11 protein-coding genes are annotated in these 13,654 nt (G+C 63.1%); 7 read left to right on the top strand and 4 right to left on the bottom strand.

From position 1 onward, the window contains the following. Positions 1–13 precede the first annotated feature (13 nt). From M1E04_RS07385 to M1E04_RS07375, 3 genes are all read left to right on the top strand, one after another. The gene (locus M1E04_RS07385) at positions 14–958 is read left to right on the top strand and encodes an ABC transporter permease (protein ID WP_456292669.1); all 945 of its coding nucleotides are present in this window, start codon (positions 14–16) and stop codon (positions 956–958) included. Beyond that, positions 958–1,866, top strand: coding sequence for an ABC transporter permease (locus tag M1E04_RS07380; RefSeq protein ID WP_243842309.1), 909 nt, complete (start codon positions 958–960; stop codon positions 1,864–1,866). The genes M1E04_RS07385 and M1E04_RS07380 overlap by 1 nt, the downstream gene beginning before the upstream one ends. Before the next feature lie 69 nt (positions 1,867–1,935). Continuing rightward, a complete protein-coding gene (locus M1E04_RS07375; protein WP_456292668.1) occupies positions 1,936–3,531 on the top strand; it encodes a gamma-glutamyltransferase family protein in 1,596 nt (531 codons plus the stop codon). A gap of 275 nt (positions 3,532–3,806) precedes the next feature. Here M1E04_RS07375 and M1E04_RS07370 read toward each other — a convergent pair whose 3' ends face one another. The 3 genes from M1E04_RS07370 to M1E04_RS07360 all read right to left on the bottom strand — a co-directional run bounded on the left by M1E04_RS07370 (position 3,807) and on the right by M1E04_RS07360 (position 6,150). Continuing rightward, on the bottom strand, positions 3,807–4,157 hold the full coding sequence (locus M1E04_RS07370; protein WP_456292667.1) for a DUF202 domain-containing protein: 351 nt from the start codon (positions 4,155–4,157) through the stop codon (positions 3,807–3,809). Further along, the gene (locus M1E04_RS07365; protein WP_456292666.1) at positions 4,154–4,594 is read right to left on the bottom strand and encodes a YidH family protein; all 441 of its coding nucleotides are present in this window, start codon (positions 4,592–4,594) and stop codon (positions 4,154–4,156) included. The genes M1E04_RS07370 and M1E04_RS07365 overlap by 4 nt, the downstream gene beginning before the upstream one ends. A 245-nt stretch (positions 4,595–4,839) precedes the next feature. Continuing rightward, entirely contained in the window at positions 4,840–6,150 is a 1,311-nt protein-coding gene (locus tag M1E04_RS07360; protein WP_456292665.1) for an L-fuconate dehydratase, read from the bottom strand. A gap of 211 nt (positions 6,151–6,361) precedes the next feature. Between M1E04_RS07360 and M1E04_RS07355 the strand changes: the two genes are divergently transcribed. From M1E04_RS07355 to M1E04_RS07340, 4 genes are all read left to right on the top strand, one after another. Continuing rightward, positions 6,362–7,309, top strand: coding sequence for a LysR family transcriptional regulator (locus tag M1E04_RS07355; RefSeq protein WP_456292664.1), 948 nt, complete (start codon positions 6,362–6,364; stop codon positions 7,307–7,309). A 238-nt stretch (positions 7,310–7,547) separates the two neighbouring features. Further along, positions 7,548–9,101 (top strand): UxaA family hydrolase, encoded by a 1,554-nt coding sequence (locus tag M1E04_RS07350; RefSeq protein ID WP_456292663.1) that lies wholly within the window; start codon positions 7,548–7,550, stop codon positions 9,099–9,101. Positions 9,102–9,347: 246 nt separating this feature from the next. Beyond that, positions 9,348–10,673 (top strand): MFS transporter, encoded by a 1,326-nt coding sequence (locus tag M1E04_RS07345; RefSeq protein WP_456292662.1) that lies wholly within the window; start codon positions 9,348–9,350, stop codon positions 10,671–10,673. A 359-nt stretch (positions 10,674–11,032) separates the two neighbouring features. Continuing rightward, positions 11,033–12,544 carry a sensor domain-containing diguanylate cyclase gene (locus M1E04_RS07340; RefSeq protein ID WP_456292661.1) on the top strand — a complete coding sequence of 504 codons (1,512 nt, stop codon included), beginning with the start codon at positions 11,033–11,035 and terminating at the stop codon, positions 12,542–12,544. Here the strand turns inward: M1E04_RS07340 and M1E04_RS07335 are convergent. Beyond that, positions 12,522–13,304 carry a DeoR/GlpR family DNA-binding transcription regulator gene (locus M1E04_RS07335; RefSeq protein ID WP_192133764.1) on the bottom strand — a complete coding sequence of 261 codons (783 nt, stop codon included), beginning with the start codon at positions 13,302–13,304 and terminating at the stop codon, positions 12,522–12,524. The two genes, M1E04_RS07340 and M1E04_RS07335, sit on opposite strands and share 23 nt — an antisense overlap. Positions 13,305–13,654 lie beyond the last annotated feature (350 nt).

Below are 13,654 nucleotides of genomic sequence, written 5' to 3'. Positions count from 1 at the left end.
GCGAGGATTCGTCATGCTGACATTCATCCTGCGACGCCTGCTCAGTGCCATTCCGACGCTGATCCTGGTTTCGCTGTTTGTCTTCACCCTGCAAAAGCTGCTGCCCGGTGATCCGGTGCAGGCCATGGCGGGTGAAGAGCGCGACCCGGCGGTGATGGAATACCTGCGCGAGAAATACCGGCTCAACGACCCGCTGCCGCTGCAGTATGTGCACTGGGTCGGCAATGTCCTGCAGGGCGACTTCGGCACCTCGTTGCGCACTGAGCAACCGGTGACCGTGCTGCTGGCCTCAAAGCTGCCGGTGACCATCGAACTGGCGGTGCTGGCGCTGATCATCGCGCTGGTGATCGGCATTCCGACGGGGGTGATCTCGGCGGTGCGCAAGGACACGTCGGTGGACTACGCGGCCAACGTGTTTGCCCTGTCGGGGATCTCGATTCCGCACTTCTGGCTGGGGATTCTGTTGATCATGATCTTCGCCGTGAAGCTGCAATGGCTGCCGGCCTCGGGCTTTGTGCCGCTGGGTGAAGACGTCGGGCAGAACCTGAAAACCCTGATCCTGCCGGCCTTCGTGCTGGGCGCCGGGCTGTCGGGCGTGCTGATGCGCCACACCCGCAGCGCGATGCTCGAAGTGCTGCGCGCCGACTACGTGCGCACGGCACGGGCCAAAGGTCTGTTCCCGCGCACGGTGATCTTGAAGCACGCCCTGCGCAACGCGCTGATGCCCATCGTCACGCTCACTACGCTGCTGTTCGGCGAATTGCTCGGCGGCGCGGTGCTGACCGAGCAGGTCTTCAGCATTCCCGGCTTCGGCAAAATGATTGTCGATGCCGTGTTCAACCGTGATTACGCCGTGGTGCAAGGCGTGGTGCTGTGCGTTGCGATCGGCTTTCTGCTGCTCAATCTGCTGGCAGACGTGCTCTATCGCCTGATCAATCCGCGTCTGAGGACTGCCTGATGACTTCGATTGCGACCCATCCTTCGGCGCCGCTGAACGCGCCCTCCCAGGCGCCGTTGAGAGAACCATTGCGACCGCGCACCCGCTCGCCGTTCGTGAAGAAATTCCTCGCCAACAAGGGCGCGGTGGTCGGCGCGGTGGTGCTGATCATCTTCATTCTCGCCGCGCTGCTGGCGCCGTGGATTGCGCCCCATGATCCGCTGAAAGCCAACTTCCTCGCCGTGCGCAAGGCGCCGTCGCTGATCTACTGGCTGGGCACCGACGAGCTAGGCCGCGACCTGTTCTCCCGCCTGCTCTGGGGTGCGCGCAGTTCGTTGCTGGCCGGTGGGGTTTCGGTGGCGATTGCCATGGTCATTGGCGTGCCGCTGGGCCTGTTGGCCGGTTACTTCGGCGGCAAGCTCGACGCGGTGATTTCACGCATCATGGAAGCGCTGCTGTCGTGTCCGTTTCTGGTGCTGGCGATTGCCCTGGGCGCGTTTCTCGGCCCGAGCCTGAGTAATGCGATGATTGCCATCGGGCTGTCGGCGATGCCGATTTTCTCGCGCCTGACCCGCGGTCAGGTGCTGGCGATCCGTCACGAAGATTACCTGGAAGGCGCCCGTGCCATCGGCCTGCCGGACCGCTGGATCATCCTGCGCTACGTGCTGCCGAACGTGCTCTCGCCGCTGGTGGTGCAAGCGACGCTGACCATCGCTTCGGCGATTCTGGCGGAAGCGAGCCTGTCGTTCCTTGGCCTGGGCCAGCAACCCCCCTCGCCGTCCTGGGGCTCGATGCTCAACACTGCGAAGAACTTCATGGAACAGGCGCCGTGGATGTCCATCGCCCCCGGCGTGGCGATCTACATTACGGTGCTGTGTTTCAACCTGCTGGGCGACGGGCTGCGTGATGCCCTCGATCCGAAAAGCTGACGGCGGTCGCGCTTAAACGCCGAAGCTGCGCCTCTATAACCGATCAACTGCCAAGAAGAGAACGACTGCATGTTCGATGATCTGGATTACAGCCAACCCTACGCGTCCGCCCGCTCGCCGGTGATGGGCAACAACATGGTCGCCTGCTCGCAACCGCTGGCCGCCCAGGCCGGGTTGGACATGTTGCGTCAGGGCGGCAACGCCGTTGATGCCGCGATCGCCGCCGCCATGGTGCTGACCGTGGTCGAACCCACCGGCTGCGGCATCGGCAGCGACGCCTTCGCCATTGTCTGGGACGGCAAGACGTTGCAGGGCCTCAACGCCTCGGGCCGCTCGCCGCAGGCCTGGACGCCGGAGCACTTTGCCGGTCAGCCGGAAATGCCCCAGCGCGGCTGGGCCTCGGTGACGGTGCCGGGCGCGGTATCGGCCTGGGTCGCGTTGTCCGAGCGCTACGGCAAGCTGCCCTTCGCCACCCTCGCCGCACCCGCCATCGGCTATGCGCGGGACGGCTATCAGGTGACGCCGATCATTGCCGAACTGTGGCGTCGCGGCGCCGCGTTGTTGAAGGATCAACCCGGCTTTGCCGAGTGCTTCCTGCAAGGCGGCAAAGCGCCGAGGGCCGGGGAGAAAGTCACGCTGAAAGATCACGCGAACACCCTGGAGCTGATTGCTGACACCAAGGGCGAGGCGTTCTATCGCGGCGCGCTGGCCGAAGCGATGATCACTCACGCCAACGCCAATGGCAGCGTCATGAGCCTTGAGGATCTGGCGAACCATCGGGTGGACTGGATCGATACTTTGTCGGTGCCGTACGCCGGCGCCGTGGTCCACGAGCTGCCGCCGAATGGTCAGGGCATCGCCACGCTGGCGGGTCTGGGCATCCTTGAAGCGCTGGGGGTGGGCGAGCAGCCGGTGGACAGCGTCGAGACCGTGCACCCGGTGCTGGAAGCGATGAAGCTGGCGCTGGCCGATCTCAACCAGCACGTCGCCGACAACGACCACATGCGCGTCGCCGCTGAACACATGCTGGACCCGGCCTACCTGCGCGACCGCGCGGCGTTGGTCGGCGAACAGGCAGAAGACCCGCTGCACGGCGCACCCAAGGCTGGCGGCACGGTGTACCTGTCGGCGGCGGACGAGAGCGGCATGATGGTCTCGTTCATCCAGTCGAACTACATGGGTTTTGGTTCCGGTGTGGTGGTGCCGGGCACGGGCATCAGCCTGCAGAATCGCGGCGCGGGTTTTACCCTGGACCCTGATCACGTCAACACCGTGGCACCGGGCAAGCGACCGTTTCACACCATCATTCCGGGCTTTGTGATGAACGCCGACGGCACGCCACTGATGTCGTTCGGCTTGATGGGCGGGCCGATGCAGGCGCAGGGGCATTTGCAGATGATGCTGCGCATCCTGCGCTACAAGCAGAACCCCCAGGCCGCCGCCGACGCGCCGCGCTGGCGTATTGAGTCCGGGCTGAAGGTCGCAGTGGAGCGCTCGTTTGATCCGCAGGTGATCGAAGCGCTGCGCGCCAAGGGCCACGACGTGGAAGTGGAAGACCCCAGCGGCGTGTTTGCCTTCGGCGGCGCGCAGATCATCCAGCGCACGGCCCATGGGTATGTGGGCGGGACCGATCCGAGGAAGGATGGGTTAGTGGCGGCGTATTGAGTCACCCGGCATTGTAGGACCGGCTTCAGCCGGGAAGAGACAGGTCCTGCTGAGCCACAATGTCTTGATCCACCGGGGACAGATTAATTTACGGTGAAGCGCTGTAAATAAATCAGTCCCCTCTACCGGCGGGTCCCACTAAAACGCGCGGCGTGCCATCTAAACCGCCTTCCCGGCTGAAGCCGGTCCTACGAGATACGCGGTGTTCGTAGGACCGGCTTTAGCCGGGAAGAGGCCGGTCCTGCTGAAGGGAGTGTTGAGCCCGATCCCCTGATTCAGCCAGACACCACCGCAACAATCCCCACCAGACTCAACACCATCACTGTGCAACCCAGCACTGCCACTTCACGCAATGGCGGCGGAATTCGCTCGTGGATAATGCCCCGGGCGCTTTTGCGGTAGCGCGCGTTGAGGCCGATCTGGATCAGGAGGCCCGCCATCAACGAAATAATGACCGGCAGCAGCGCCACCCACCCAAACGGCGGAATCCAGCGCAAAAACAGAATGCACACCCCGATCAACGTCAGCAGCGTGCGGCGCCAGGCCAGCAGTGTGCGTTCGGGCTGCAGACCGGGATCGTCGTGGCGCAATGGCGTCGACGGCACGGCATGACCGCGCCGGTTCACGACGCGCCGTAAATCAGAAAGACGATCAGCCCCGCCGCCACCAACGCGCCCCCCATCGACAGAATCGGCACCAGCACCGGCAACGGCAGCGGCTTGCGTTGACGCATCGCCCGTTCGACTTTCAGCCAGCGCACACAGGCACTGGCGCTCACCAGCAAGGCCAGCACCAGCAACGACAGCGCCACAGCCCGACGCAGGCCGGGGCTGAACACGTCACTGGTGAAGGCTTCGACCGCGATGCCGCCCGCCAGGAACGCCAATGCCGTGCGGATCCACGCAAGAAACGTGCGTTCATTGGCCAGGGTGAAGCGCGGGTCAGGCTCGCAGCCGCCGCCGAGCAGCGAAGCCGACAGGCGATCACGCTCCGGCGGCGTGACGGGGGCGCTTGCGGAAGGAGTGGCGGGAGGAATGACGTTGCCGGGCTCGGGGGAATTCATGTCGCACCGTGGTCGGGTAGATGCGACGGATCATACCGGTCATGCCGGGTAAAGGCCCGTGTCCACAGCGACATGGGGTTGCCTGTTGCCGCAACGTGCATAACCTGTAGGAGCGTGGCTTGCCCCGCGATCGGGGACGCAGTCCCCGTAAATCCTGGCAACGCGCTGTGTCTGGAAAAACGCGTTGGGCGGGCCACGACGGGTTCCCCGCCGATCGCGGGACAAGCCACGCTCCTACAGTCGGATTATCGGTTCGCCAGGTCCACCCACACTGCGCCATTGGGATACTGATAGCGCTCCAGCGTCTCGGCGTGCATTTCGATGCTGTACCCCGGCCGTTGCGGGGGCATGTAGCGGCCGCGGCGGATGACCACCGGATCGAGGAAATGCTCGTGCAGGTGATCGACGTATTCCAGCACGCGTTTGTCCAGGGAGCCGGACACGGCGATGTAATCGAACAGCGAGATGTTCTGCACGTATTCGCACAACCCGACCCCGCCACCGTGGGGGCATACCGGGATGTCGAACTTCGCGGCCATCAGCAACACGATCAGCACTTCGTTCAGCCCACCCAGCCGTGCCGCGTCGAGCTGGCAGAAATCCAGCGCGCCGGCCTGGAACATCTGCTTGAACATCACCCGGTTGTGGCAATGCTCGCCGGTGGCCACGCCAATCGGCGCGATGCGCTGGCGGATCGTCGCGTGACCGAGGATGTCGTCGGGGTGGGTCGGTTCTTCGATCCACCAGGGCTCGAACGCCGCCAGACGGCGCATGTTGCTGATCGACTGCTCGACGCTCCAGACCTGATTGGCGTCCATCATCAGGGTGCGTTCCCAGCCCAGTTCGTCCCGCAGGATCGCGGCGCGGCGCAGGTCTTCTTCGATGTCCGCACCGATCTTCTGCTTGATGTGGGTCCAGCCTTCGGCCACGGCTTCGCGGGCCAGCCGGCGCATTTTCTCTTCTGAATAACCCAGCCAGCCCGGCGCGGTGGTGTAGCCCGGATAGCCCTCCTCCCGCATCTGCGACTCGCGCTTCGCTTTGCCCGGCACTTGGCGGCGGAGCAGAGCGATGGCTTCTTCGGGGGTGATGGCGTCGGTGACGTAGCTGAAGTCCAGGCATTTCACCAACTGCTCGGGGGTCATGTCGGCCAGCAACTTCCAGACCGGCTTGCCCTCGACCTTGGCCCACAGGTCCCACACCGCATTGACCAGCGCGGCGGTGGCCAGATGGATCACGCCTTTTTCCGGCCCCAACCAGCGCAATTGGCTGTCGCCGGCCGTGATGGTGTGCCAGAACGCGCCCATGTCCGCAGTGATCGATTCCAGGCTCAGCCCCACCACGCAGGGCGCCAGGGAGTGAATCGCGGCGGCGCAGATCTCATTGCCCCGCCCGATGGTGAACGTCAGGCCGTGGCCTTCCAGCCCGTCCGGTGAATCGGTGTGCAGCACGACATAGGCAGCGGAATAGTCCGGCGCGCTGTTCATTGCGTCGGAGCCGTCGAGGGACAGGGAGGTGGGAAAGCGGATGTCGCGGACGGAAATGGACGTGATCTGCATGGTGGACTCTTGTTATGGGTAGCAAGATGGACGGGGGTGGGAGCGAGCTTGCTCGCGAAAGCGGCGTATCAGGCAAATTCGTAGCAGGTAAGACGCCTTCACGAGCAAGGTGGAACGCCACCCCGGTCACTCCCACAGGGACATGCGACTGTAGGACGGTTTGCGATACAGGCATAATCGCCAAATCCTAATCATCGATATCAAATCCGATATGTCAGATTCACCACCCTCCCCCGATCTGCCTGGCCCTTTCCCGACGCTGAAAATCTCCAGCCGGCAGATCGCGTTGCTCAACGCGTTGGGCGAACTGGGCAATCTGCGCAAAGCTGCCGCCGCCATTCACACCACCCAGCCCGCCGCCAGCCTCTTGTTGCAACAGCTGGAAGAGCGCCTTGGCGTGCAACTGTTCGAACGCTTGCCGCGCGGCATGCAGCCGACGTTGTTCGGTGAGGTGATGATTCGCTACGCCCAGGGCGCGCTGCATGAGTTCGAATACGCCGAAGCGCAGCTGGCCGAGCTGGCACGCGGGGCGACGGGGATGGTGCGCATCGGCACGGTGATGGGCACGGTGCCGACGCTGCTGACCCGCGGCGTGCTGGCGTTCAAGGCCGCGCACCCGAAAGTGCGCATCGCCCTGGAAGTCGGCACCAGCGATGAATTGATACCGGCACTGATTCGCGGCGATTTCGATGTGGTGCTGGGCCGGCTGCCCGATCAGCTCGACGGCCAGAGCCTCGATATTCAGCTGTTCGAACAGGGCGAACGCATGCGCATCATCGCCCGGCCGCAGCACCCTCTGGTGAACCACAGCAACCTGACCCTGACGGAGCTGGCGCCGCTGACCTGGATCCTTCACCCCATCGGCAGCCCCATGCGGCGCCAGGTTGAGAACGCATTGCAGGCAGCGCAATTGATTGAGCCCCTGGACATCATCGAAACCCGTTCGATTCTGGCGACCACCTCGATGCTGGAATCCTCGGACATGATCGCCGTGGTACCCAATGACGTCGCCCGGCACTACGCACGCTACGGCATGATCGCCATTCTGCCGGTGGAGTTGCCGTTGAGCATGGCCAATCTTGGCCTGATGACGTCGAAAGCCCGGCCGATGTCGGCAGCGGTGAAGGCACTGCTCGCTTTCCTGAGCTCACGTTTCTAAAGTCGAAGAGGGTCGGACGAATCGATAACCCCGCGTTATCGCTCAATCGAAACCTTTCATTGGGAAATTACCCACCGGCTTCATAGAGTGGCTGAAAATCGGCCAGCAACGTCCGCACTTACGGGGCGGCTGCTAGAGAGGTCGTGAATAACAATAACCGGCCAGCCACGGGGCCGACCCCGACGCAAGCCGTCGTCTCGCCCCGCTGATGCAGGCCGCCACCGTCATGAGAGGCCGCATGGAACTCATCGCCAAAACGCCTGCGTTCGACAGCAGCGCGCTGTTCATCCGCCTGAATCCCCTCGATAACGTGCTGATCGCTCGCCAGGCGCTCAACGAAGGCACGCACCTGGACGAAGAAAACGTCACCGTCTCGCAGCCGATTCCTTCCGGGCACAAGGTCGCGGCGGTTCGGGTCGAGCAGGGTCAGCCGCTGCGGCGTTACGGCCAGATCATCGGCTTCGCTTCACAGCCCATCGAAGCCGGGCAGCATGTGCATGTGCACAACGTCGAGATGGGCGACTTCTCCCGTGACTACGCCTTTGGCGTCGATGCCCACGAAACGCCGAAAACCGAAGCGTTCTTTCAGGGCATCGTGCGCGCCGACGGCCGTGTCGCGACGCGCAATTACATTGGCATTCTCACCTCGGTGAACTGCTCGGCCACCGTGGCCCGGGCCATCGCCGACCGTTTCCGCCGCGATATCTTCCCCGAGGCACTCGCGGACTACCCAAACATCGACGGCGTGGTCGCGCTGACCCACGGTTCGGGCTGCGCCATCGATTCCAAGGGCGAGGCCATCGACCTGCTGCGCCGGACCCTCGCGGGCTACGCCGTGCACCCGAACTTTGCGGCGGTGCTGGTGGTGGGCCTGGGCTGCGAGACCAACCAGATTCAGGACATGCTCGACAGTCAGGGCCTGAAAGCCAGTGACCAACTGCGCGCCTTCACCATTCAGGGCACCGGCGGCACGTCGAAGACCATCGCCAGCGGCATCGCCCAGGTGCAATCGCTGTTGCCCCAGGCCAACCGGGTCACCCGCGAGACCGTCAGCACCCGGCACCTGATCGTCGGCCTGCAATGCGGCGGCTCCGACGGCTACTCCGGCATCACCGCCAACCCGGCGCTGGGCAATGCGGTGGATCGGCTGGTGGCGGCGGGCGGCACGGCGATTCTGTCGGAGACCCCGGAGATTTACGGCGCCGAGCATTTGCTGACGCGGCGGGCGGCCAGTCAGGCCATCGGCGAAAAGCTCGTTCAGCGCATTCACTGGTGGGAAGACTACTGCCGGCGCATGAACGCCGAGCTGAACAACAACCCGTCCGCCGGGAACAAGGCCGGCGGGCTGACGACCATTCTGGAGAAGTCCCTGGGCGCGGTGGCCAAGGCCGGCTCGACCAACCTGATGGGCGTGTATGAATACGCTGAAGCCGTCCGCGCCCAAGGCCTGGTGTTCATGGACACACCGGGCTACGACCCGGTCTCTGCCACGGGGCAAGTGGCCGGCGGCGCCAACCTCATTGCCTTCACTACCGGGCGCGGTTCCGCCTACGGTTGCGCGCCGACGCCGTCGATCAAGCTTGCGACGAATAACCGCGTGTTCGAATTTCAGCAGGAAGACATGGACGTGAATTGCGGCGGCATCGCCGACGGCACGACGACAATCGAAGAACGCGGCGCATACGTGTTCCAGATGATGCTGGACATTGCCTCCGGCGCCCGCAGCAAAAGCGAACAACACGGTTATGGGCAAAACGAATTTGTGCCGTGGCACATCGGTGCGGTGACCTGACAGAACAGGCTGCCTTGGTAGGACCGGCTTCAGCCGGGAAGCTGTCTGGGTTTCAGTGGGACCGGCTTTAGCCGGGAAGCTTTTCCAGCGTCACACCGCAACATGGATGGTGCCCAAACCGGACCCTTCCCGGCTGAAGCCGGTCCCACAGGGGAAATGCGTCGCCTGCTGCACCGCGTTTTCCTGGTAGGACCGGCTTTAGCCGGGAAGCTTTTCAAGCCCTTACAACAATAAAAAAGGTGCGCAATGAAATCCCTAAAGACCTACCAGACGATCACCATCGTCTTCCTGATGCTGTTCGGGATCGTCAATTATCTGGACCGCAGCGCGCTGTCCATCGCCAACACGACGATTCAGAAAGACATGCTCATCAGCCCCTCCGAAATGGGCATTCTGTTGTCGGCGTTTTCGCTGGCTTATGCCTTTGCGCAGTTGCCGATGGGCATGATCATCGACAAGCTCGGCAGCAAGATCGCCTTGGGCGGCGCGCTGATGGTGTGGTCCCTCGCGCAGACGGCATCGGGCTTCGTCAACAGCTTCAGCGGCTTCTTCGCCCTGCGCGTACTGCTGGGGATCGGCGAAGCACCGATGTTTCCGTCAGCCGCCAAAACCCTCAACGAGTGGTTCGAGGAGCACGAGCGCGGCACCCCGACGGGCATCGTCTGGTCGGCGACCTGCATCGGGCCGTGCCTGGCGCCGCCGCTGCTGACGCTGTTCATGGTCAACTTCAGCTGGCGCGGGATGTTCATCATCACCGGTGTGCTCGGCATCGTCCTGTCGCTGTGCTGGCTGGTGTTCTACAAAAGCCGCGCGCAGTACCTGAAGGCGCTGGCGGCTGAGGGCCGTGAACCGGCCGTTCAGGTGGTTCAGGCCGATGCTGCGCCAAAGGCTTCGTTCTTCGCCGGCTGGCTGGACCTGTTCAAGCACCGCAGCACCTGGGGCACGTTCCTCGGTTTCATGGGCGTCATCTACATGCTCTGGTTGCACCTGACCTGGCTGCCCGGCTACTTCCAGAGAGAACACGGCCTTGACCCCTATCAAACCGCCTGGGTGGTGTCGTTCGCCTATGTATTCGGCGCGATTGGCACCATCGCCGCCGGACGCATCTGCGATCGGCTGGTCAAGCGCGGCGTCGGTGTGCTCAACAGCCGCAAATACACAGTGATCGGCGGGCTGGTGTTCGCTGCGGTCTTCACCCTGCCATTGACCTTCGTTACCGGCCTGAGCGGTTGCGTCGCCCTGCTCTGCCTGGCGCTGTTCGGCATCAACCTGTCCAGCGCCACGGCGTGGATGGTGGTCAACACCGTAGTCGACACCAAACGCGTGGCGTCACTGGGTTCTATCCAGAATTTCGGCGGCTACATCGCAGGCTCCATCGCGCCGATCGTCACCGGGTTCAGCGTGCAATATTCCGGCACCTTCGCCACGGCCTTTGCGGTCAGCGCCATCGTGGCGTTGCTCTCGGCGGTCGCCTACTTTTTGCTGCTCAAGGCGCCGATACCCGAACACACCAACACGGCGCAGAAGGACTGGCAGGCGAATCTGGATGAGGTGCAAGGGCGTCGGGTTTGATCGGTGCTCCTTCAGCGGATTCCCGGGACCTCGCACCCGGTCCCAGGAATGCTGCAGTAGCCCGCCGAACGCAACCCCGGTGTCAACATCAGCCAAACTCGCACACGGCTCTATAACCACGTCACGCCCACACCGCAGCACATCTCCCGCAGATGATTTATACGCCATAAATTTCCCTTCAAAATCCCGCACTTGTCCTACGCTGTGATTCAGACGGGTCGCTGTTGCGATGCTGCGTGTCCGAACGAGTGGATTGTTCGTCACAGTGGCGGGTCTGAAATCGTGACAGTCAGCGAGGGTGGGGTTTGAGACAGGTAGAAGGATCGGAGTTCGGCGTCAGAAACCGACGACTCAAACGCATGCCCGTGTTGTGGCTGGCGGGGCTGTTTACCTTGTTGGTGTGCATCTCCATCACGAGCATCACCGTCTGGCAATTGCGCCAGACGCGCATTCACGAGCTGGAGATCGCCAACACCAACGTCGCCAACCTTTCGCGCTCGATGGCGCAGCACGCCGATGACGCCTTCGATCAGGCGCACATTGCCGTGTCCGCGGTGGTCGAGCGGCTTTCATTCGACGGTTTCGGCGCCGCCAGCGGTTCGCGGATGCACGATTATCTGCGCGCCACTGCCGCCAGCGTCGAACAGCTCCAGGGCCTGTTCATCTACGACAAGGACGGCAACTGGGCGGCCACCTCCCTCAACCACATGCCGGCCGGCGCCAACAATGCCGACCGTGAGTATTTTCGGTTCCATCAATCCATCGCCAGCAACCTGCCCCACGTCGGTCCCGCCATCCAGAGCCGCACCACGGGTGACTGGATCATCCCGGTGTCGCGACGGGTGGACGATGAGATGGGCAACTTCGCCGGTGTGGTGCTGGCCACCGTCGAACTGAATTACTTCGAACGATTCTTCGAGCGCTTCGACATCGGCAAGCATGGCGTCATCACACTGACCATGGCCGACGGGACCGTGTTGGCACGACGTCCGCTCATTCAAAACGTGCGCGGTACCTCCATTGGCGACGGCGAATTGTTCCGCCTTTACGTCCGCGAACACTACGAAGGCACGGCGAACGTCGTCTCGATGCTCGACCACGAACAGCGCCTGTACGGCTACAAGAAACTGGACCGCTACCCGATGGTGGTGCTCGCCGGTCTGTCCCAGCGCGAAGTGCTCGACGAGTGGCGGCAATACGCCTGGCGCTCGCTGGCGATCATCATCTGCGTGGTGGTCGCCAACCTGCTGTTTGGCGTGTTGCTGTTCCAGCAGATCCGTTTCGGCCTCAACGCCGAATCACAGCTGCGCATTGCCAGCCACTCGCTGGAAAAGCTCGCGCTGCAGGACAGCCTGACCGGCCTGGCCAATCGTCGGCATTTTCAGGAGATTCTCGGTCTGGAGTTTCTCAACGGGCAGCCGAACTTGCATCCGCTGAGCCTGATCATGATCGACATCGATTTTTTCAAGAGCTACAACGACAACTACGGACACGTCGCGGGCGACAAATGCATCGTTGCCGTGGCCGAGTGCATTCGCAGCAACATCAATCGCACCGGCGACCTGGCGGTGCGTTACGGCGGGGAAGAAATGGCCGTTTTCCTGCCCTACAGCGATATGCAGGGCGCGGTGAGCCTGGCGGAGAAAATCCGGTTGGCCGTGCTCACTCGAGCCCTTGAACACCACGGCAACCCGATCGGCATCGTTAGCATCAGTCTGGGGGTGTATGGCTGTAAAGCGCAGGAATGCGAGACCCTGGAAGACTTCGTCAAACGGGCGGATGCGGCGCTGTACGCCGCCAAACACCAAGGTCGCAATCGCACTGTGGCCTGGCAGGAGACGAAGCTGCTCAGTGCGCTGCCCGCGCCGTAACCATCTGCGCGACCTTGCCGCGAAACAGCTCCAGACGGTCGGCCGGCGCGTCGTATTCAACCACCAGCGCGCCCACCTCCTCACACTGCGCGACCTGGTAATGCGCAATGCTGGAGAGCTTCTCGTTAATGACCGCCACCGCCACCTGACCGCTGCGCGCCACCACGGCGCGCTTGAACTCGGCGACGTCCATGTCGAACGCGGTCACGCCTTTCAGCGCGTCCAGCGCACAGGCGCCGAGAAAGCACAGATCGAAATTGAAGTGGGCCAGTTGCTGAATGGTGGTGAAGCCGTAGGTGCTACCGGCGACGGGACTCAAGCGCCCGCCCAGCAGAATCACCTCCACCGACGGCAGCTTCATCAGCTCGACCGCGATCAGCGGCGCGTTGGTGGTGACGGTCAACGGCATGTGAGGATCAAGGGCTTTGGCGATGGCCAGATTGGTCGAGCCGCCGTCGATAAACACGTGCTGCCCGGCGCTGATCAATCCCGCCGCCGCGATACCCAACTGACGCTTGCGCCCGGGCTCATGCTCGACACGCATGGCCAGCGGCCCGTCCGACGCCAACGAAATCGCCCCGCCGTACACGCGTTTGCACAATCCGGCAGCCGCCAGCGCGCCCAGATCACGACGAATGGAATGCTCGGACACATTGAATTCGGCCGCCAGGTCCGCGGCGATCACCCTACCGTGCACGGCCAGACGCTCGGAGATCAAACGCTGACGCTCGCCGGGAAATGCTTCAGGGTTGGCAGACATGAGGCCTCGGTAAAGGGCTGAATCGATCAGAAACGAGCAGGATCATGCGGCGACGCCATTGGCAAAGTCAATGTGGCGGCGATTTGAGAAGACCCAGCTGGGCAGTGGATCTAACTGCGGCCAGACCACCGCCTTCGTGAGCAAGCTCACTCCCACATGGCCAGTGCTCGCCGTCGGACATCGCGGTTGCCTGAATGAACGGCCGGCGCCTCCAGTCTCTCAACTTGCGCCAATTTCCAAGAAAACAGAACACCGTGCGGGAGCGAGCTTGCTCGCGAAGATGCCGGTACATTCGCCGGATTTTCAGCGATGAAATACCGTGTCCTTGAGCCATGGGACGCGCCATCCCG

Source organism: Pseudomonas sp. AK106 (assembly GCF_053903055.1).
The sequence above is the reverse complement of the archived record's forward strand: the minus strand, read 5'-3'. Positions and strand labels throughout refer to the sequence as shown.

Bases quoted from the DNA above. Each gene is read 5' to 3' on its own strand.
- M1E04_RS07385 (WP_456292669.1), top strand. From the start codon at position 14: ATGCTGACATTCATCCTGCGACGCCTGCTCAGTGCCATTCCGACGCTG.
- M1E04_RS07380 (WP_243842309.1), top strand. From the start codon at position 958: ATGACTTCGATTGCGACCCATCCTTCGGCGCCGCTGAACGCGCCCTCC.
- M1E04_RS07375 (WP_456292668.1), top strand. From the start codon at position 1,936: ATGTTCGATGATCTGGATTACAGCCAACCCTACGCGTCCGCCCGCTCG.
- M1E04_RS07365 (WP_456292666.1), bottom strand. From the start codon at position 4,594: ATGAATTCCCCCGAGCCCGGCAACGTCATTCCTCCCGCCACTCCTTCC.
- M1E04_RS07360 (WP_456292665.1), bottom strand. From the start codon at position 6,150: ATGCAGATCACGTCCATTTCCGTCCGCGACATCCGCTTTCCCACCTCC.
- M1E04_RS07355 (WP_456292664.1), top strand. From the start codon at position 6,362: ATGTCAGATTCACCACCCTCCCCCGATCTGCCTGGCCCTTTCCCGACG.
- M1E04_RS07350 (WP_456292663.1), top strand. From the start codon at position 7,548: ATGGAACTCATCGCCAAAACGCCTGCGTTCGACAGCAGCGCGCTGTTC.
- M1E04_RS07345 (WP_456292662.1), top strand. From the start codon at position 9,348: ATGAAATCCCTAAAGACCTACCAGACGATCACCATCGTCTTCCTGATG.
- M1E04_RS07340 (WP_456292661.1), top strand. From the start codon at position 11,033: ATGCCCGTGTTGTGGCTGGCGGGGCTGTTTACCTTGTTGGTGTGCATC.
- M1E04_RS07335 (WP_192133764.1), bottom strand. From the start codon at position 13,304: ATGTCTGCCAACCCTGAAGCATTTCCCGGCGAGCGTCAGCGTTTGATC.